At 62.0% G+C, this 20,213-nt stretch carries 18 protein-coding genes; 5 read left to right on the forward strand and 13 right to left on the reverse strand.

The annotated features are described in order from the left end of the window. Positions 1-66 precede the first annotated feature (66 nt). On the forward strand, positions 67-1,410 hold the full coding sequence (locus NPS46_RS10510) for a hemolysin family protein (protein ID WP_274106843.1): 1,344 nt from the start codon (positions 67-69) through the stop codon (positions 1,408-1,410). Positions 1,411-1,457: 47 nt separating this feature from the next. Here NPS46_RS10510 and NPS46_RS10515 read toward each other — a convergent pair whose 3' ends face one another. The 8 genes from NPS46_RS10515 to NPS46_RS10550 all read right to left on the reverse strand — a co-directional run bounded on the left by NPS46_RS10515 (position 1,458) and on the right by NPS46_RS10550 (position 11,947). Further along, a complete protein-coding gene (locus tag NPS46_RS10515) occupies positions 1,458-2,354 on the reverse strand; it encodes a peptidoglycan DD-metalloendopeptidase family protein (RefSeq protein WP_274106845.1) in 897 nt (298 codons plus the stop codon). A gap of 117 nt (positions 2,355-2,471) precedes the next feature. Further along, entirely contained in the window at positions 2,472-3,392 is a 921-nt protein-coding gene (locus NPS46_RS10520) for a response regulator (RefSeq protein ID WP_274106847.1), read from the reverse strand. Positions 3,393-3,551: 159 nt separating this feature from the next. Then, positions 3,552-4,313, reverse strand: a complete 762-nt coding sequence (gene phoU / locus NPS46_RS10525; protein ID WP_274106850.1) for a phosphate signaling complex protein PhoU — start codon at positions 4,311-4,313, stop codon at positions 3,552-3,554. Between the two features lie 124 nt (positions 4,314-4,437). Next, positions 4,438-5,271: a phosphate ABC transporter ATP-binding protein PstB gene (gene pstB / locus NPS46_RS10530; RefSeq protein ID WP_274106852.1), complete on the reverse strand. Its 834-nt coding sequence runs from the start codon at positions 5,269-5,271 to the stop codon at positions 4,438-4,440. Positions 5,272-5,363: 92 nt separating this feature from the next. Further along, positions 5,364-7,034 (reverse strand): phosphate ABC transporter permease PstA, encoded by a 1,671-nt coding sequence (gene pstA, locus NPS46_RS10535; protein ID WP_274106854.1) that lies wholly within the window; start codon positions 7,032-7,034, stop codon positions 5,364-5,366. 15 nt (positions 7,035-7,049) lie between these two features. After that, on the reverse strand, positions 7,050-9,083 hold the full coding sequence (locus NPS46_RS10540) for an ABC transporter permease subunit (RefSeq protein ID WP_274107124.1): 2,034 nt from the start codon (positions 9,081-9,083) through the stop codon (positions 7,050-7,052). A gap of 414 nt (positions 9,084-9,497) precedes the next feature. After that, positions 9,498-10,496: a phosphate ABC transporter substrate-binding protein PstS family protein gene (locus NPS46_RS10545; protein ID WP_274106856.1), complete on the reverse strand. Its 999-nt coding sequence runs from the start codon at positions 10,494-10,496 to the stop codon at positions 9,498-9,500. 161 nt (positions 10,497-10,657) lie between these two features. Next, complete coding sequence (locus NPS46_RS10550) at positions 10,658-11,947, reverse strand: MFS transporter (protein ID WP_274106858.1); 1,290 nt, start codon at positions 11,945-11,947, stop codon at positions 10,658-10,660. 377 nt (positions 11,948-12,324) lie between these two features. Between NPS46_RS10550 and NPS46_RS10555 the strand changes: the two genes are divergently transcribed. Together NPS46_RS10555 and NPS46_RS10560 are read left to right on the forward strand one after the other, a co-directional pair. After that, a complete protein-coding gene (locus NPS46_RS10555; RefSeq protein WP_150640794.1) occupies positions 12,325-12,726 on the forward strand; it encodes an acyl-CoA thioesterase in 402 nt (133 codons plus the stop codon). Positions 12,727-12,756: 30 nt separating this feature from the next. Then, on the forward strand, positions 12,757-13,650 hold the full coding sequence (locus NPS46_RS10560) for a D-hexose-6-phosphate mutarotase (RefSeq protein WP_274106862.1): 894 nt from the start codon (positions 12,757-12,759) through the stop codon (positions 13,648-13,650). A gap of 42 nt (positions 13,651-13,692) precedes the next feature. Here NPS46_RS10560 and NPS46_RS10565 read toward each other — a convergent pair whose 3' ends face one another. The 5 genes from NPS46_RS10565 to NPS46_RS10585 form a co-directional block, all read right to left on the reverse strand. After that, positions 13,693-14,229, reverse strand: a complete 537-nt coding sequence (locus NPS46_RS10565) for a DUF3299 domain-containing protein (protein ID WP_274107126.1) — start codon at positions 14,227-14,229, stop codon at positions 13,693-13,695. Positions 14,230-14,304: 75 nt separating this feature from the next. Beyond that, positions 14,305-14,550, reverse strand: a complete 246-nt coding sequence (locus NPS46_RS10570; protein ID WP_274106864.1) for a GlsB/YeaQ/YmgE family stress response membrane protein — start codon at positions 14,548-14,550, stop codon at positions 14,305-14,307. A 106-nt stretch (positions 14,551-14,656) separates the two neighbouring features. Continuing rightward, positions 14,657-15,739, reverse strand: coding sequence for a 5-(carboxyamino)imidazole ribonucleotide synthase (locus NPS46_RS10575; protein ID WP_274106866.1), 1,083 nt, complete (start codon positions 15,737-15,739; stop codon positions 14,657-14,659). A gap of 11 nt (positions 15,740-15,750) precedes the next feature. Continuing rightward, positions 15,751-16,242: a 5-(carboxyamino)imidazole ribonucleotide mutase gene (gene purE, locus NPS46_RS10580; RefSeq protein WP_274106868.1), complete on the reverse strand. Its 492-nt coding sequence runs from the start codon at positions 16,240-16,242 to the stop codon at positions 15,751-15,753. Positions 16,243-16,484: 242 nt separating this feature from the next. Next, on the reverse strand, positions 16,485-17,393 hold the full coding sequence (locus tag NPS46_RS10585; protein ID WP_274106870.1) for a LysR substrate-binding domain-containing protein: 909 nt from the start codon (positions 17,391-17,393) through the stop codon (positions 16,485-16,487). 178 nt (positions 17,394-17,571) lie between these two features. Here NPS46_RS10585 and aspA point away from each other — a divergent pair, with 178 nt between their 5' ends. Next, complete coding sequence (aspA, locus tag NPS46_RS10590; protein WP_274106872.1) at positions 17,572-18,996, forward strand: aspartate ammonia-lyase; 1,425 nt, start codon at positions 17,572-17,574, stop codon at positions 18,994-18,996. A gap of 208 nt (positions 18,997-19,204) precedes the next feature. Beyond that, the gene (locus NPS46_RS10595; RefSeq protein ID WP_274106874.1) at positions 19,205-20,209 is read left to right on the forward strand and encodes an asparaginase; all 1,005 of its coding nucleotides are present in this window, start codon (positions 19,205-19,207) and stop codon (positions 20,207-20,209) included. The last annotated feature ends 4 nt before the right edge of the window (positions 20,210-20,213 follow it).

The following is a 20,213-nucleotide window of genomic DNA, read 5'->3' on the forward strand; positions in this document are numbered from 1 at the left end:
GGCGCCTGCCTTTCAGGCGCGTATTCCACTCATCTTTTCGCACTTCGGAACCCGTAATAATCCATCATGGACCCTTCCTCTAGCAGCTTGACCCTCGCTTCGCTCTTCGCCGATTTCGGCATGATTCTTTTTGCTCTGATCCTGGTTCTGCTCAACGGCTTCTTCGTTGCGGCCGAATTTGCCATGGTCAAACTGCGCTCGACCAAGGTCGAGGCCATCGCCGAGCAGAACGGCTGGCGCGGGCAGATCCTGCGCACCGTCCATAGCCAGCTCGACGCTTATCTATCTGCCTGCCAGTTGGGCATCACCCTGGCCTCCCTGGGCCTGGGCTGGGTCGGCGAGCCCGCGTTCGCCCACCTGCTCGAGCCCCTGCTGGGCGCGGTGGGCGTGGAGTCCGCCGAAGTCATCAAGGGCGTCTCGTTCTTTACCGCCTTCTTTATCATTTCCTATCTGCATATCGTGGTCGGCGAACTGGCCCCCAAATCCTGGGCGATCCGCAAGCCGGAACTGCTGTCCCTCTGGACGGCCGTGCCGCTATACCTGTTCTACTGGCTGATGTATCCGGCCATCTACCTGCTCAATGCCAGCGCCAACGGCATCCTGCGCATCGCCGGCCAGGGCGAGCCCGGCCCGCATCACGATCACCATTACAGCCGGGAAGAACTCAAGCTGATCCTGCACTCCAGCCGGGGCCAGGACCCGAGCGACCAGGGCATGCGCGTACTGGCCTCGGCCGTAGAAATGGGCGAACTGGAAGTGGTCGATTGGGCCAACTCCCGCGAAGACCTAGTGACCCTCGACAGCCATGCGCCGCTCAAGGAAATCCTCGCGCTGTTCCGCCGGCACAAGTTCAGCCGCTATCCGGTCTACGATGCCCAGAACAACGAATTCGTCGGCCTGCTGCATATCAAGGACCTGCTTCTGGAACTGGCCGCGCTGGACCATATTCCCGAATCCTTCAACCTGGGCGAACTGACTCGACCGCTCGAGCGGGTCTCCAAGCACATGCCGCTGTCGCGCCTGCTGGAGCAATTCCGCCAAGGCGGCTCGCACTTCGTGCTGGTGGAGGAAGCCGATGGCAAGATCATTGGCTACCTGACCATGGAAGACGTGCTGGAAGTGCTGGTCGGCGATATCCAGGACGAACATCGCAAGGCCGAGCGCGGCATCCTGGCCTATCAGCCCGGCAAGCTGCTGGTGCGTGGCGATACCCCGCTGTTCAAGGTTGAGCGTCTGCTGGGCGTCGACCTTGACCATATCGAAGCCGAAACCCTGGCCGGGCTGGTGTATGAAAGCCTCAAGCGTGTGCCCGAGGAAGAGGAAGTGATGGAAGTCGAAGGCCTGCGGATCATCATCAAGAAGATGAAAGGCCCGAAAATCGTGCTGGCCAAAGTGCTGAAGCTCGACTAAGCCCGCGTCCCCCCTTGGGAGTAAGCTCACTTCCAAGGGGGACGTCGCTACTGACCGCCCACCGCAAAGTTCGGCAAGCTGCCCACCGGCTGATTGAACTGAAACGGAATCGAGACCAACCCCAACCCGGTATTGCGCTGCACCACGAAATGCAGGTGCGGCCCACTGCTGTTGCCCGTATTGCCCGACAGCGCCAAGGCGCTGCCCACCGCCACCCGCTGCCCCTCGCGAACCTGCACCGAGCCACGCTGCAAATGCAGGTAGACGCCCATGGTGCCGTCGTCGTGGAGCACGCGCACAAAGTTGCCCGATGGGTCGTTACCCCGGCCGGTCTGGGTGTTCTCGGTCTTGACCACCATGCCGCCGCGCGCGGCAATGATCGGCGTGCCCTCGGGCATGGCGATATCCATGGCGTAGCGACTCTTGACACCGTAGTGACTGTACTGGCCATTGGCGCCCTGGCTCAGGCGAAACGGCCCGCCACGCCAGGGCAAAGGGTAGCGATAGGCCTGAGCCAGGCCCGACGGGTCACCCAGGGAGTAGCGAAACTTGGGGGTATAGGTCAGCGGCTGGTCAGCCCGGGTGGCCGTGAGCAGCGCCAGGCGTACGTTGCTGCGCGCCGGCAATACCCGCCGGATGGGCTGGGCCGGCGCGCCACTGACGTTCTTCAGCCCGGCGAAGCTCAATTCGACCTCGACGGGCGCATACAGGTCATTGCGTACGAAGACGCTGTCGACACCCTTCTGCTTTTTGATATCCAGGCGAACCTGGCGCTCCAGGTGTTCCACCATGCGATCGCGGAACACGAACACCTGCGCGCCCGCCGTTGGCCGGTCGGTGTAGGAAACTACACCATTGGCATCCGTGTATTTGTAGATGGTCACGGCCGCAGCCGGGGTGGCGGCCATGGCCAGGCCGCAGAGAACCAGTAGACGGGTCAGCATGGATAGGCATCTGCAGATAAAGACTTGGGAGGCAGCCTAGCAGGCCGCTGCAGATTTTGCGCCCCGCCGGGGCCATGCATGTCCGCCGTGCTCCCTCAGGAGCGCGACGGAGCGGTATCAGGCGCCTGGAACGAAGTGTTTCTGCGCCGTACCACGGGCAATCAGCCGCGAGATGTAATCGAGCTTCTGTGCATCCTGGTCGACAAAGCGGAAGGTCAGCTGCAGCCATTCGCTGTCCGGCTTCGGCTCATGGGCAACGACGGCATGGAGATAGCCATTGAGGCGGGCGATTTCGGCATTCTCGCCCTGTTCAAGGTCGAGAACCGCGCTTTCGAGAACCTGCGGCAGGTTCTCGGTGCGACGCACTACCAGCAAGGCTTCCTTGATGCTCAGTGCCTTGATCAGGCATTGCTGCACACCGCTGGCCAGGCGCAACTGGCCCTGGCCACGACCACCCGTGGCGGCGCTGGCAGCCGGTGCGGCAGGCTTGACCGGTGGGCTGTTGAGCAGCCCCTTGCTCGGCGCGGGTGCAGGCGCCGCCGCCGGAGTCGTCGGCTTGACCACCTCGGCCTTGCCGCCGGTCAGGGCACTGAGAGAATCGTTGCCAAAGGCCGAATTCATCTTGGTTGGCGCACTGGCCAGCAGGGTATCGAGCTTGCCGGCCTTTTGCAGGGCTTGCTTGACCTTGGTCAGCAGCTGTTCGTTGGTAAACGGCTTGCTCACGTAACCGGACACGCCGGCCTGGATGGCCTGCACCACGTTGTCCTTGTCGCCACGACTGGTGACCATCACGAACGGCAGGCCCTTGAGGTTTTCCTGCTGGCGGCACCAACTGAGCAGTTCGAGGCCGGACATTTCCGGCATTTCCCAGTCGCACAACACCAGGTCGAAGGGCTCGCGGGCAAGAATTGCCTGGGCCTTGCGGCCGTTCACCGCGTCTTCGATCTTGATGCCAGGGAAATAGTTACGCAGGCATTTTTTTACCAGGTCACGGATAAACGAGGCGTCATCCACCACCAATACACTGACTTTACTCATCGACCGCTCCTATGAAATCCCGGCAAGCATAACGCTGGATGATGTCATTACGCCAAGACTGAATTGTCACGCCGAGACACAAGGTTCGCTGGCGCCAATACATCCAAATCCCGGAAAACAAAACGCCCGGCCTAGGCCGGGCGCTTTACTCGGGCAACCTTACTTATCGTCAGATTTTGCCGGAACATTAGCATCGTCCAGCGCGACGCCTTCAACTTCCGCCTGCATGCGCTTGAGGCCCATGTGCCGGACATCCGTGCCGCGCACCAGGTAGATCACCAATTCGGAAATATTGCGGGCGTGGTCGCCAATGCGCTCCAGCGAACGCAACACCCAGATAATGCTCAGCACCCGGGAGATCGAACGCGGGTCTTCCATCATGTAGGTGGCCAGCTCGCGCAGGGCGGTTTTGTACTCGCGGTCGATGATCTTGTCGTACTGCGCCACCGACAGGGCCAGCTCGGCATCGAACCGGGCGAAGGCATCGAGGGCATCGCGGACCATGTTGCGCACCTGGTCGCCGATGTGCCGGACCTCGACATAGCCACGCGGCGCCTCACCCTCTTCACAGAGCTGAATGGCGCGGCGAGCGATCTTGGTCGACTCGTCGCCGATGCGCTCCAGGTCGATCACCGACTTGGAGATGCTGATGATCAGACGCAGGTCGGAAGCCGCAGGCTGGCGACGGGCCAGAATGCGCAGGCATTCCTCGTCGATATTGCGCTCCATCTGGTTGATCTTTTCATCGATTTCACGCACTTGCTGAGCCAGGCCGGAGTCGGCCTCGATCAACGCGGTAACCGCATCATTGACCTGCTTCTCGACCAGCCCGCCCATGGCCAGGAGATGACTGCGCACCTCCTCGAGCTCAGCGTTGAACTGCTGGGAGATGTGGTGGGTGAGGCCTTCCTTTGAAATCATGGTGTGCTCCGCAAAAGCTGTGAGCTATGAGCTGCAAGCTACGAGCCGCAAGCTGCAAGCTATCTATGTCATTACGCCAAACCGCTCCAACTGGCCGCTTGAAGCCCGCGGCCTGCACTACCGACTAGCCATAACGACCGGTGATGTAGTCTTCGGTCTGTTTTTTCGCCGGGTTGGTGAATAGCGTGTCAGTGTCGCCAAACTCCACCAGTTTGCCCATGTACATAAACGCGGTGTAGTCGGAAACCCGCGCGGCCTGCTGCATGTTGTGCGTCACGATCACGATGGTGAATTTGGACTTGAGCTCGTAGATCAGCTCTTCGACCTTGAGGGTCGAAATCGGGTCGAGCGCCGAGCAAGGCTCATCGAGCAGCAGTACTTCAGGCTCTACCGCGATGGTGCGGGCGATCACCAGACGTTGTTGCTGGCCGCCGGACAGGCCCAGGGCCGAGTCATGCAGGCGGTCCTTGACCTCTTCCCACAAGGCTGCACCCTTGAGCGCCCACTCCACCGCTTCGTCGAGCACGCGCTTCTTGTTGATGCCCTGGATGCGCAGGCCATAAACCACGTTTTCATAGATGGTCTTGGGGAATGGATTGGGCTTCTGGAACACCATGCCCACGCGACGGCGCAGCTCGGCAACGTCCTCGCCCTTGCGGTAGATGTTGTTGCCGTAGAGATTGATCTCGCCTTCCACACGGCAACCATCGACCAGATCATTCATCCGGTTGAAGGTGCGCAGCAGGGTCGACTTGCCGCAACCGGACGGGCCGATAAAGGCCGTCACCCGTTGCTTGGGGATATTCATGCTGACATCGAACAGCGCCTGCTTTTCGCCGTAGTACAGGCTCAGGCCGGGCACTTCAATGGCCACGGTTTCGTCGGCCAGGCTCAGGCTCTGCTTGCTGCGGCCCAGGGCGGACATATTGATGCCATGGGTATGGGTTTCGTGTTGCATGATTTCACTCCGTCCGTAGCTACAAGCTACAAGCTTCAAGTTGTGAGCAAAGCGGCTTGTTGCTCGCCGCTTGGGGCTTCTGGCTTAGTGGCTTAGCTGTCCAGCGCTTTGTATTTCTCGCGCAGATGGTTGCGAATCCACACGGCCGACAGATTGAGCGTCGCAATGACCAGCACCAGCAGCAGCGCCGTGGCGTACACGAGCGGCCGCGCGGCCTCGACGTTAGGGCTCTGGAAGCCCACGTCATAAATATGGAAGCCCAGGTGCATGATCTTCTGGTCCAGGTGCAGGTACGGGTAGTTGCCATCCAGCGGCAGCGACGGCGCCAGCTTCACCACACCCACCAGCATCAACGGGGCCACTTCACCGGCGGCACGTGCCACCGCGAGAATCATGCCGGTCATCATCGCCGGGCTGGCCATCGGCAGCACGATCTTCCACAGCGTCTCGGCCTTGGTCGCACCCAGGGCGAGCGAACCTTCGCGAACGGTACGCGGAATCCGTGCCAAGCCTTCTTCGGTGGCAACGATCACCACCGGTACTGCCAGCAGCGCCAGGGTCAACGAGGCCCAGAGCAGGCCCGGTGTGCCGAAGGTCGGCGCCGGCAGGGCTTCCGGAAAGAACATCCGGTCCAGCGAACCACCCAGCACATAGACAAAGAAGCCCAGGCCGAACACCCCGTAGACGATGGCCGGAACCCCGGCCAGGTTGTTGACCGCAATGCGGATCACCCGGGTCAAGGTGTTCTGGCGTGCATATTCACGCAGGTAGACTGCAGCGAGTACGCCGAACGGCGTGACGATCACGGCCATGATCAGGGTCATCATCACGGTGCCGAAGATCGCCGGGAAAATACCACCTTCAGTGTTCGCTTCACGCGGGTCGTCGCTCAGGAACTCCCAGATCTTGGCGAAGTAGAAACCGACCTTGGTCAGGGTGCCCATGGCGTTCGGCTGGTAGGCGTGCACCACTTTGCCAAGGCTGATTTCCAACTCGCGGCCATTGCCGTCACGGGCCGTCAGGCTGTCGCGGTTGAATTGGGCATGCAGGTCGCTCAGACGGGCTTCGATATCCTGGTAGCGCGCATTGAGCTCAGCACGCTCGGTGTCCATGTCGGCCTGGGCGGCAGCGTCGAGCTTACCGGCCAACTCCAACTTGCGAGCGTGCAGGCGCAGCCGTTCGAGGCCGGCGTTGATCGCGCCGATATCGGACTTCTCCAGGGTCTTGAGCTGGGCGGCAAGCTTGCCGATACGCTCGACCCTGGTCTGCAGTTCAGGCCAGGCCGCCGCCCCCTCGGCGATCACCTTGCCGTTCTCTTTGACGTTGACCAGCGTGCCGTAGAAGTTGCCCCACTCGCGGCGCTCCAGCACCATCAAATCGGGTGGCGTGGTCTGGTTTTTCAGCCAGTCGCCCACGATCCAGGTGAAGTCGTTGCCATTCAGGTCACGGTTGCCGATCTTGATCAGCTCGCGCGTCATGAATTCAGGGCCCTGATCGGGTACCGGCAGGCCGGCGCTTTTCAGGCGCTCACGGGGCACTTCTTCCTTCTGCACCACCTCACCGACCACCACCTGGGCCGGCTGGCCCGGCACTTCGTAGGTGGCATGCACCACGTCCGCCGGCCAGAAGTGGCCCAGGCCGCGCACAGCAATCACCGAGAGCAGACCGATGGTCATGATCACCGCGATGGAGACCGCACCACCGCTGATCCAGACGCCTGGGGCGCCGCTCTTGAACCAGCCTTTTAGGGAGTTCTGTTTCACAGACTTCTACCTTTCTTAAAGCGACGAGTATTTCTTGCGCAGACGCTGACGAATCAGCTCCGCGAGGGTGTTCATGACGAAGGTGAACAACAGCAGCACCAGCGCCGAGAGGAACAACACGCGGTAGTGGCTGCCGCCGACTTCCGATTCGGGCATTTCCACCGCGACGTTGGCCGCCAACGTGCGCAGGCCTTCGAACAGGTTCATTTCCATGACCGGCGTGTTGCCGGTGGCCATCAGCACGATCATGGTTTCACCCACCGCACGCCCCATGCCGATCATCAGCGCCGAGAAAATCCCCGGGCTGGCGGTCAGAATCACCACCCGCGTCATGGTCTGCCATGGCGTTGCACCCAGGGCCAGCGAGCCCAGGGTCAGGCCGCGCGGCACGCTGAACACGGCGTCTTCGGCGATGGAGTAGATGTTCGGGATCACCGCAAAACCCATCGCCAGGCCAACCACCAGGGCGTTGCGCTGGTCGTAGGTGATGCCCAGGTCGTGGGAGATCCACATGCGCATGTCACCACCGAAGAACCAGGCTTCCAGGAACGGGCTCATGTACAGCGAGAGCCAGCCGACGAAGAGGATCACGGGGATCAGGATCGCCGCTTCCCAGCCATCCGGCACACGCAGGCGCAGCGACTCGGGCAGACGGCTCCAGATGAAACCCGCCACCAGGATGCCGACCGGCATCAGCAACAGCAGGCTGAAGATCCCCGGCAGATGCCCTTCGACATACGGCGCCAGGAACAGGCCGGCAAAGAAGCCGAGGATCACCGTCGGCATCGCTTCCATCAGCTCGATGACCGGCTTGACCTTGCGGCGCATGCCCGGCGCCATGAAGTAGGCGGTGTAGATGGCCGCGGCAATAGCCAGCGGTGCCGCCAGCAGCATGGCGTAGAACGCGGCCTTCAAGGTGCCGAAGGTCAGCGGCGACAGGCTCAGCTTGGGTTCGAAGTCGGTGTTGGCCGCGGTCGATTGCCAGACGTACTTGGGCTCGTCGTAGTTTTCGTACCAGACCTTGCTCCATAGCGCGCTCCAGGAAACTTCCGGGTGCGGGTTATCGAGGGTCAGCGGTTGCAGCTTGCCGCCCTGCTCGACGATCACCCGGTTGGCCCGTGGCGACAGGCCGAAGATACCCGGGCCATCGACCACCGATTCGACCAGCAGGGTGCGGTGCGCGGTGCTATGGAAAACGCCGATCTTGCCCGCGGCATCCAGGGCGACAAAGCCCTTGCGACGTTCTTCGGCGGTGATTTCAACAATGGGCGCGGTGCCCATCTGGAAACTGCGAATCAGTTTCAGGCGTTGCTCGCCGTCCGGATCGCGAGCCATGAACCACTGGGCCAGGCCGCCTTTGGAATCCCCGATGATCAGCGAGATACCACCCACCAGCTGGGTGCTGGCAGTCACTTCTGCATTGCCATCTTCCAACAGCTTGTAGCGCCCGTTGAGGCTCTTGTCACGCAGGCTGAAGACATCGGCCTGGGCGCGTCCGTTGATCACGTACAGCCACTGCTGGCGCGGATCGATAAACAGCGCCTTGACCGGCTCGGTCATCTGCGGCAGTTCGATGCGTTTGAGCTCGGTGGTGACCTCATCGGTCATCATGTTGGTTTCACTGGTCAGCGCCAGCACATGCAGTTGCGCGCCGCTCGAACCGGCGGCGACCAACGTGCTGTCGGTGGCATTCAGGCTGACATGGTCCAGGGCATGCCCCTGTTCGTCCAGGGCGATGGGCGCCTGGCCGTAGGGGTACTCGATGGCTGGAGAAATGGTCTTCTTGCCGTCGGGGTAGCTGACCTTATAGGTGTGGCGGAACACCAGCGCCTGGCCATTGGAGAGACCGAGGATCACCAGCGGGCTGCCAGGCTGGTCTTTACCGATGGACGAGACACTTGCGCCGGCGGGGATCGGCAGGCTGACGCGCGACAGTTCCTGGCCATCCTTGATATTGAAGAACAGCGCTTCACCCTTGTCGGAAACGCGCATGCCGACCTGATTCTGCTCCTCGAGGGAGATCATCAGCGGCTTGCCGGCATCCTGCATCCAGACTGGCGTGATCGCCTGCTTGGCCGTCAGGTCGGCGCCCTGAAACAGGGGCATCACCACGTAACCGAGGAAGAAGAAGATCAGTGTGATCGCCGCGAGTACGGCCAGGCCGCCAACAAACACATACCAGCGAGTCAGGCGGTCTTTGAGCGCACGGATACGGCGTTTGCGTTGCAGTTCAGGCGTATTGAAATCAATACGCTTGGGGGGAGAAGTCGTCGTCATGGTGGAATTGGCCAGATCATTCATGCGCACACCCTAGCGATCCTGTATGACAGAAAGATGACAATGCAGTGACGCAAGAAATTCGCCGCCCAGCAGGGCCGGCAGCGAATCGAAAATAGGGGGTGTGAAAGCGCGAGACCGCGCTTTCACCGAGCGTTGAAGCCGGGGCCAGCCCCGGCTCAAGGCTTACTTCTTGGCGACAGCGCCGCCTTCTTGCAGACCCAGGTCAGCCAGTGCCTTGGCGGCAACTTTGGCTGGCAGTGGGATGTAGCCGTCTTTCACGACAACTTCCTGGCCCTGTTTGGACAGAACCAGTTTGATGAACTCGGCTTCCAGCGGGGCCAGAGGCTTGTTCGGGGCTTTGTTGACGTAGACGTAGAGGAAGCGCGACAGCGGGTACTTGCCGTTCAGGGCGTTTTCTTCGGTGTCTTCGATGAAGTCAGTGCCGCCTTTCTTGGCCAGGGCCACGGTTTTCACGCTAGCGGTTTTGTAACCGATGCCCGAGTAACCGATACCGTTGAGCGAGCTGCTGATCGACTGCACAACCGAAGCCGAGCCTGGTTGCTCGTTGACGTTCGGCTTGTAGTCGCCTTTGCACAGGGCTTCTTCCTTGAAGTAGCCGTAGGTGCCGGATACCGAGTTACGACCGAACAGTTGAACCGGCTTGTTGGCCAGGTCGCCCTTCACGCCTAGGTCGCCCCAGGTTTTCACGTCGTCCTTGGCACCGCACAGGCGGGTCGAGGAGAAGATGGCATCGACCTGTTCCATGGTCAGGTGCTGGATCGGGTTGTCCTTGTGAACGAAGACAGCGAGGGCGTCCACGGCGACCGGAATAGCGGTCGGCTTGTAGCCGTACTTCTGTTCGAAGGCCGCCAGTTCGGTGTCCTTCATCTTGCGGCTCATCGGGCCCAGGTTGGAGGTACCTTCAGTCAGCGCAGGAGGCGCAGTCGCCGAACCGGCCGCCTGGATCTGAATGTTGACGTTCGGATATTCCTTTTTGTAACCCTCGGCCCAGAGGGTCATCAGGTTCGCCAGGGTATCGGAACCAACGCTGGACAGGTTGCCCGAAACACCGGTGGTCTTGGTGTAGCTCGGGATAGCAGGGTCAACAGCGGCAACCGCGTGGGCAGTCGCAACGCCAGCGGCGACAAAGCTCATTGCCGCCATCAAACGCTTCAGTTTCATGCCTTACTCCTAGCAGATAGGGTGGTTAGATCGGGGGCCAGTATCTGTAGGCCGTGTGACCACTCTATGAACCGAATGTGACAATTAGATGAAAGGCCAGCATTCGATTGAAGGCTGGCCTTTCTCTAGAGACGGGCTGGGAGACGTGAAGACGGGTGTGCTCAGCGCCCCTTGGACCAGAGCCAGGCGCCCACCAGCAGGCCCATGCCGCAAATTATTGCAACATAGTAGGCCGGGCCCATCGGGCTTTCCTTGAGCATCAGGGTGACGACCATTGGCGTCAGCCCACCGAAAATCGCGTAGGCCAGGTTGTAGGAAAACGACAGCCCACTGAAGCGTACGATCGGAGGGAAAGCCTTGACCATCACGTAGGGCACTGCGCCGATGGTGCCGACAAACAGACCGCTCAGCGAATAGAGCGGGAACAGCCACTCCGGATGTTCATGCAGGCTGTGATAGAAGGTCCAGGAGGTGGCCAGCAGCAAGCCGCAGCCGATCACAAAGACCCGGCCCGCGCCAAAACGGTCGGCCAGGGCGCCGGCCGCAATGCAGCCAAGGCTGAGGAAGACGATGGCCAGGCTATTGGCCTGCAGGGCCACGGTCGCCGGGAAGTGGTAGACCGTCTGCAACACGGTCGGGGTCATCAGGATGACCACGATAATCCCTGCCGACAGCAACCAGGTCAGCAGCATCGATACCACGATCGCCCCACGGTGATCGCGCAGCACCGCGCGCAACGGCACCTCTTCGGCGAGCGTCTTGCGCAATTGCATTTCGGCGAAGACCGGGGTTTCGTGCAGCCAGCGGCGCAAGTACACCGACAGCAGGCCGAAGATCCCGCCCATCAGGAATGGAATCCGCCAGGCGTAGGCGCTCACTTCCTCGGGGGTGTAGACCGTATTGATCAGCGTGGCGACCAGCGAGCCCAGCAGGATGCCGACCGTCAGGCCGCAGGTCAGGGTGCCGCAGGCGTAACCGATATGCCGTTGCGGCACGTGTTCGGAAACGAATACCCAGGCACCCGGTACTTCACCGCCAATCGCCGCGCCCTGAATCACGCGCATCAATAGCAGCAGGATTGGCGCCCACATGCCGATCTGCGCGTAGGTGGGCAGCAGACCCATGATCAGGGTCGGCACCGCCATCATGAAGATACTCAGGGTGAACATCTTCTTGCGCCCCAGCAGGTCGCCGAAGTGCGCCATGATAATCCCGCCCAACGGCCGGGCCAGGTAGCCGGCGGCGAAAATCCCGAAGGTCTGCATCAGGCGCAGCCATTCGGGCATGTCCGCCGGAAAAAACAGCTTGCCGACAACGGTGGCGAAAAAAACAAAAATGATGAAATCGTAAAACTCCAGCGCCCCGCCCAGAGCGGACAGCGACAGGGTTTTGTAATCATTTCGGGTCAGCGGGCGCGCGGGCTGCGCACTGCTGCTGGGCACGGAGGTCATGGGTACAGGCATCTCTTATTGGGCGAATGGCGGCGGCCGACAACGCTGGTCGGGGCCTAGCAGGTCCGGCACGATAGCAAATTGTTCGAAAATGCACATAGATCGCCCGGCGTGTCAGGCAAAAAACCAGAACCGGAAGGTCGTCGCGCGGTCTATCGACCGATATACTCCCAGCCTGTCGGGCATATACCCCGCGCTAGAAGGGTTGCTGTGCGAAAACGCCGTTGGCGGCCCGCCAGCCGGTTTCGCAGAGTTTCCCTTTAGCACGCCTTACGAGAAACGTGACGAACGCAGTGTGTTCGGGCTGAATCGTTTTTCTCAAGACGGCTATTCACCCGCAGTACTCAATGAAGCGTCATGGGTCAGAGGCCCCCGGCATGATAGAACTCGAACAGGAAGACCCGATTCCGCAAGGCGACCTGGCCCTGCAAATCACTGCGTTGCCGCGTGAAACCAATGGTTTTGGCGATATCTTCGGCGGCTGGTTGGTCGCGCAGATGGACCTCGCCGGCACAGCCATGGCCAGTAAAGTGGCCGGCGGGCGCGTGGCGACCGTCGCCATCGACCGCATGGCGTTTCTGGTCCCGGTCGCCGTGGGCGCACAGCTGTCCTTCTATACCCAGGCCCTGGAAATCGGCCGTAGCTCGATCCAGATGATGGTCGAGGTCTGGAGCGACGATCCGTTGTCCAGCGAATGGCGCAAGGTCACCGAGGCCGTCTTCGTCTTCGTCGCCATCGATGGCAGCGGCCGAACCCGCTCCGTGCCGCCGCGGCGCTAAGCCTCCCTTCACCTCGCAAAGAGCCCACGCATGCCCCAGGTCGACACCGTGCAACTGGATGAACTGGACGCCTGGCGCATTCGCCACGGCGACGCCGAGCTGCTGGTGGCCCGCCAGGGCGCGCATATCCTTGGCTACCAGCGCGACGGGCAACCGCCGCTGATCTGGCGCAATGAGCAGGCGGTGTTCAAGCGGGGCAAGGGGATTCGCGCAGGGATACCAATCTGCTGGCCATGGTTCGGCAATCTGGCCCGCAACCCGGACAGCGTCCAGGCCATGCGCCAGAGCAGCGAACCGGCATCGGCCCACGGCCTGGCCCGGACTCGCGACTGGGAGCTGCTGGGCATCGCGCCCGAAGGCGACGGCCTGGTGATCGAGTTCCGCCTGATCCAGCCCGAAGGCGGCCTGCCCGGCTGGCCCCATCATGTCGAGCTGACGCTGCAGATCCGCCTGGACCAGCAGTTGCACCTGAGCCTGACCAGCCACAACCTGGGCGACCAGCCGGTCAGCATCAGCCAGGCTTTGCACAGCTACTTCGCCGTCAGTGACGTGCGCCAGGTGCACGTCGAAGGGCTCGAAGGCCTGACCTATATCGAAACCCTGGATGACTGGAAGCCTGTCATCCAGAACGGTGACCTGCGCTTTGAGGGGGAAACCGACCGCATCTATCTGCACACGCCGCGCACACTCGCAATCGTCGACCCGACCTGGCAGCGACGTATTCGCCTGACCAGCAGCGGCTCGCGTTCCGCCGTGATCTGGAACCCATGGACCGAACGCGCGGCGCAGTTCAGCGATATGGCTACCGATGGCTGGCAGGGCATGTTGTGTATCGAAACCGCCAATGTGCTGGATGACATCGTCACCCTGGCACCCGGTGCACGCCATAGCCTGGGGCTGAGCCTGGATGCCGAGGCGCTGTAGCACGGCGGCTACAGCTGATGCGTCAATATCTCCTATGCCGTTCTACAGATCTGATTCCTGCACGACCCGCACCTGCCCTGCCTCCAGGGCATAGGCTGCATCGGCCAGGTCATTGGTGACCTGCTCGATCTTCAACGTGCCCGTGACCCACAGCGGCGTGTAGATGTCGTCCAGCTTCAAGCCCTTGGGATAGCGCACCAGCACCAGCTGGTTAGGCGGCGGTGGCGGCACGTGGATGCAGGCACCCGGGTACGGCACCAGGAAAAACAAGGTACTGCGCCCCTTGGCATCCGCCTCCAGCGGCACCGGATAGCCTCCCAGGCGGATCTTCTTGCCGTTCATCGCGGGCACGGTCTTGGTCGAATACATCACTGCCGGCAGGCCCTTGCTCTGCTTCAGGCCACCTTTCTCAGTAAAGGTGCCCATGGCTTCGGGGGAGTCGTGGTCGATCTCCGGCATTTGTTCGAGGGCTTTCTGGTCCGACTTGGGCATCAGTTCGAGCCAGTCGGTTTCTGCCAGGTCAGCAGCATGGGCCAGGCCACTGCCCAGCAGGAGAAAGGTCAATAAAAGACGGCGCATGAAGAACTCGGTCGGCAAATGATGGCGAAGCATTCTAGCCCTCCATGCGCGCCAGGCAGAGAGGGCTTCGTCACGTCAGCTCTTTTTGATCATCGCGTAGATGACCAGCAGGATCACGGCGCCCACCAGCGCACCGATAAAGCCCGCGCCCTGGCCGGCCTGATAGATGCCCAGGGCCTGGCCGCCATAGGTGGCCGCCAGCGAGCCGCCGATGCCCAGCAAAATGGTCATGATCCAGCCCATGCTGTCATCGCCGGGCTTGAGGAAACGCGCCAGCAGGCCGACGATCAAGCCGATGAAGATGGTTCCGATGATACCCATGGCAATTCCTCTCAATGATTGGATATGCCAAAGCCTAGTCAGCGCTTTGGCATCCTGCCATCTGAGAACGGCGGGACCGAATGGTTCCGCCGCTGCCCGGGATATCTCAGCCTTCGATCAGCGCTTCGACCCGCAGGATCTGCGCTTGCAGAGTCGCTTGGTCGGCGCAGCGCAGCGTCGCGTGACCGACCTTGCGACCGTTCTTGAACGCCTTGCCGTAGTGGTGCAGATGGCAGTCGGCAATGGCGATGACCTGCTCGACCGGCGGGACCGAACCTATAAAGTTGAGCATCGCGCTTTCCCCGACCTTGGCCGTCGAACCCAGCGGCAGGCCGGCGATGGCCCGCAGGTGGTTCTCGAACTGGCTGCACTCGGCGCCTTCGGTGGTCCAGTGCCCGGAGTTGTGCACGCGCGGGGCGATTTCGTTGGCCTTGAGGCCACCGTCGACTTCAAAGAACTCGAACGCCAGCACGCCGACATAATCCAGCTGCTTGAGCACGCGGCCCGCATAGTCTTCGGCCAGGGCCTGCAACGGATGCGCGGTACTCGCCACGGACAGGCGCAGAATGCCGTTATCGTGAGTGTTGTGCACCAGCGGGTAAAAACAGACTTCGCCATCGCGGCCACGCACGGCAATCAGCGAGACTTCGCCGGTAAACGGCACAAAGCCTTCGAGCAGGCAGGCAACACTGCCCAGCTCGGCGAAAGTGCCCTCGACATCCGCCGCGGTGCGCAGGACCTTCTGGCCCTTGCCGTCATAACCCAGGGTGCGGGTTTTCAGCACGGCCGGCAGGCCGATGCTGGCCACGGCGGCATCCAGGTCCGCCTGGGACTGGATATCGGCGAAGGCCGGGGTTGGGATCCCCAGGTCCTTGAACATGCTCTTCTCGAACCAGCGATCGCGGGCGATACGCAGGGCCTCGGCACTCGGGTAGACCGGGACGAACTGCGACAGGAACGCCACGGTTTCGGCCGGCACGCTTTCGAACTCGAACGTCACCAGGTCGACTTCATCGGCCAGCTGACGCAGATGGTCCTGGTCGCCGTAGTCGGCGCGCAAATGCTCGCCCAGCGCCGCCGCACAGGCATCCGGGGCCGGATCGAGAAATGCGAAGTTCATCCCCAGCGGCGTACCTGCCAGGGCCAACATGCGGCCCAGCTGGCCGCCACCGATTACACCGATCTTCATCGTCAAAAACCTCAGGCTTCGCGCGGGTCTGGATTGTCCAGGACGCTGTCTGTCTGCTCAGCGCGGAATTTTTTCAGCACGGTATGAAACTGCGGGTGCTTGGCGCCCAGGATACTCGCCGACAGCAGCGCGGCGTTGATCGCCCCGGCCTTGCCGATGGCCAGGGTCGCAACCGGAATACCGGCCGGCATCTGCACGATCGACAGCAGCGAGTCCACGCCCGAGAGCATGGCCGATTGCACGGGCACCCCGAGCACCGGCAGGTGCGTCTTGGCCGCGCACATGCCCGGCAGGTGCGCCGCGCCGCCAGCACCGGCGATGATCACCTCGATGCCCCGCGCTTCGGCTTCTTCGGCGTACTGGAACAGCAGGTCCGGGGTGCGGTGGGCAGAAACCACTTTCACCTCGTAAGGGATGCCGAGCTTTTCCAGCATATCGGCGGTGTGGCTAAGGGTGGACCAATCGGACTTGGAGCCCATGATCACGCCAACCAGTGCACTCATCGTCGTGCCTCTTCTCTCTGGGCGCCCGCAGGCGCGTCAAAAAACAACAAGCCACGCGGGAAGACCGGCGTGGCTTGTTATACGAAAAATGGCCGGTCGAACCGGCCGAAGGCCGCGCAGTATACCGCAAAGAGGCCGATAAACAGCCCCCCGAATGACCATCTGTCAGTAGCGGCCTCCCGGCCTCAAAGCAGCGTATTTGCTGACTCAAAGGTCAGCCGCGAGACGCGTATCGATGGCGCTTACGCCGACTGCGCGGCACCGCCTTCCAGCTTGCGCCATAACAGCCGCACGTTGGCCTTGCGCACCAGGGCGCAGCGGTACAGGCGGATCTCCAGCGGCACATGCCACTGCGCTCCGCCACACACCACCAGCTCGCCGCGCGCCAGCTCCGCACGCACGCTCAACTGCGGCACCCAGGCGATTCCCAGGCCTTCGAGGGCCATGCTCTTCAGGCTGTCGGCCATTGCCGTTTCGTACACCGTGGTAAAGCGCAGGTTGCGCTGGCGCAGCAGCAAATTGACCGAGCGCCCCAGGAACGCCCCTGCGCTATAGGCCAGCAAAGGCACGCTGGCTTCGCCTTCCAGGTCAAACAACGGTTTGCCGTCGGCATCGGCAGCGCAGACGGGCAGCATTTCGGTGTGCCCCAGGTGCAACGACGGGAAGATTTCCGAATCCATCTGCAGGGCCGCGTCCGGATCATAGAACGCCAGCATCAGGTCGCAGCCCCCTTCGCGCAGGGCATGCACGGCATCGCCGACGTTGGTTGCCACCAGCCGCGTGGCAATGTTCAGCCCTTCGTTGCGCAACTGTGCGATCCAGCGCGGGAAGAAGCCCAGGGCCAGGGAGTGGGCCGCCGCGACCTGCATGACCTCACCCTGCCCGCCTTCCAGATGGTGCAGATGGCGCAGCACTTCACCCAATTGCTCGACCACCGTACGCGCGGTCACCAGAAACAACTGCCCGGCCGCCGTCAGCTCGATGGGCGTGCGCGAACGGTTGACCAGCGTCAACCCCAGCGCCGCCTCCAGGCTGCGAATCCGTCGGCTGAATGCAGGCTGAGTAACAAAACGCCGCTCTGCCGCCTGGGAGAAACTGCGTGTCGCCGCCAGGGCACTGAAGTCTTCCAACCATTTGCTTTCCAGATTCATCGATTCCTCCCGCACGCACCGTTTTGGTTCATACGCTCTTCGCGCACCCCGCGTCACACCGACATTATGCCGTTTCTGCATAGGCCAGTGTTTAACAGCATTGGCCCAAAAATCCCTGCAAGCCTAGCATTGGCAACGTTCCGGCACAGACCGGGTCCATATCGAGATGATTTCTATCATGTCCTCCGCTGCATCATTCCGCACAGAAAAAGACCTGCTTGGCGTACTCGACGTACCGGCCGAAGCGTATTACGGCATCCAGACCCTGCGAGCGGTGAATAACTTCCGTCTCTCCGGCGTCCCGATCTCGCACTACCCAAAACTGGTTGTGGCCCTGGCCATGGTCAAGCAAGCCGCCGCCGACGCCAACTGCGAGCTGGGGCACCTGAGCAAGGCCAAGCACGCCGCCATCAGCGAAGCCTGTGCACGTCTGATCCGCGGTGACTTCCACGACCAGTTCGTGGTGGACATGATTCAAGGCGGCGCTGGCACTTCGACCAATATGAATGCCAACGAAGTCATCGCCAACATCGCGCTGGAGGCCATGGGCCACAGCAAGGGCGAATACCAGCACCTGCACCCGAACAACGACGTGAACATGGCGCAGTCGACCAACGACGCTTACCCAACGGCCATCCGCCTGGGTCTGCTGCTCGGTCATGACGCCCTGCTCGCCAGCCTCGACAGCTTGATCCAGGCATTCGCCGCCAAAGGCGTCGAATTCAGCCACGTACTGAAAATGGGCCGCACCCAGTTGCAAGACGCCGTGCCGATGACCCTCGGCCAGGAATTCCGTGCCTTCGCCACCACCCTGGGCGAAGACCTGGCCCGCCTCAAGAGCCTGGCGCCGGAAGTACTGACCGAAGTGAACCTGGGCGGCACCGCCATCGGTACCGGCATCAACGCCGACCCGCGCTACCAGCAGTTGGCTGTCGATCGCCTGGCAATCATCAGTGGCCAGCCACTGGTTCCAGCCGCCGACCTGATCGAAGCCACCTCGGACATGGGCGCCTTCGTCCTGTTCTCCGGCATGCTCAAGCGCACAGCGGTCAAGCTGTCGAAAATCTGCAACGACCTGCGCCTGCTCTCCAGCGGCCCGCGCACCGGCATCAACGAAATCAACCTGCCAGCGCGTCAGCCAGGCAGCTCGATCATGCCAGGCAAGGTCAATCCGGTTATTCCGGAAGCGGTTAACCAGGTGGCCTTCCAGATCATCGGCAACGACCTGGCCCTGACCATTGCGGCCGAAGGTGGCCAGCTGCAACTGAACGTGATGGAGCCGCTGATCGCGTTCAAGATCTTCGACTCAATCCGCCTGCTGCAACGCGCCATGGACATGCTGCGCGAGCACTGCATCGTCGGCATCACCGCCAACGAAGCCCGCTGCCGCGAACTGGTCGAGCACTCGATCGGCCTGGTCACCGCGCTGAACCCGTACATCGGCTATGAAAACGCCACCCGTATCGCCCGTATCGCCCTCGAAAGCGGCCGCGGCGTACTGGAACTGGTACGTGAGGAAGGCCTGCTCGACGACGCCATGCTCGACGATATCCTGCGTCCGGAAAACATGATTGCTCCGCGTCTGGTTCCGCTCAAAGCGTAACCCGATGCTGTAATACGCTCACCAGGTCGAGGGACTAGACACCTCTCACCTTTTGAGGGCTTGGAGATCACTCTCCAGGCCCTTTTTTTTGCTCGCCACACACCCATCCTTCTTGCAGGAACACGCTGCGGTCTTTTTCAAAAAGAGCTCGCCCCTACAGGGCTGTTGATTCCGCTACAGTGCTGTCCTGTCTTCAGGAGAACTGCCTATGAACCCCGTAACGCCGAGCCCCGCACGCCAGGTCATGGTCCTCTACACCGGCGGCACCATTGGCATGCAAGCCAGCGACAACGGCCTGGCGCCAGCCTCGGGGTTCGAGGCGCGCATGCGTGAACACTTGGCCAGCCACGCGCAGTTGCAGGTCCCGGCCTGGCGCTTTCGCGAAATGGCACCACTGATCGACAGCGCCAATATGACGCCCGCCTATTGGCAGCAACTGCGCGAAGCGGTGATCGAGGCCATCGACCAGGACGGCTGCGATGCCGTGCTCATCCTGCAGGGTACCGACACCCTGGCCTATAGCGCGGCGGCCATGAGCTTCCAACTGCTGGGGCTGGCCGCCCCCGTGGTATTGACCGGCTCGATGCTGCCGGCCGGCGTGCCCGACAGCGATGCCTGGGAAAACCTCGGCGGCGCACTGGTTGCACTGGGCGCAGGCCTGGCCCATGGCGTGCATTTGTACTTCCACGGTGAACGCCTGGACCCGACGCGCTGCGCGAAGATCCGCAGCTTCGGCCGGCATCCGTTTGCCACCTTGCGACGTCAGGGCACTGGCCGCCGGGCGACCACCCTCCCGGCCCAACTGGACTATCGCCAGCCCAGGCGCCTGGCGAACGTCGCCGTACTGCCGCTGTTCCCGGGCATTGGCGCCGCCCACCTCGACGGGCTGCTCGACAGCGCAATCGAGGCATTGGTGCTGGAATGCTACGGCAGTGGCACCGGGCCGGGTGACGATCCACGGTTTCTCGAAAGCCTGCGCCGCGCCGAAGCTCGCGGGATTGTCGTGGTCGCGATCACCCAGTGTCATGAAGGCGGGGTCGAACTGGATACCTACGAAGCCGGCAGCCGCCTGCGCAGCGCCGGCGTGTTATCCGGGGGCGGCATGACCCGCGAGGCGGCTTTTGGCAAGTTGCACGCCCTGTTGGGTTGCGCGCTGGACGTGGGCGACGTACGCCGCCTGGTCGAGCTAGACCTGTGTGGCGAACTGAGCTGAGCCT

Source organism: Pseudomonas putida, from assembly GCF_028682395.1.
Lineage (GTDB): Bacteria > Pseudomonadota > Gammaproteobacteria > Pseudomonadales > Pseudomonadaceae > Aquipseudomonas > Aquipseudomonas putida_AB.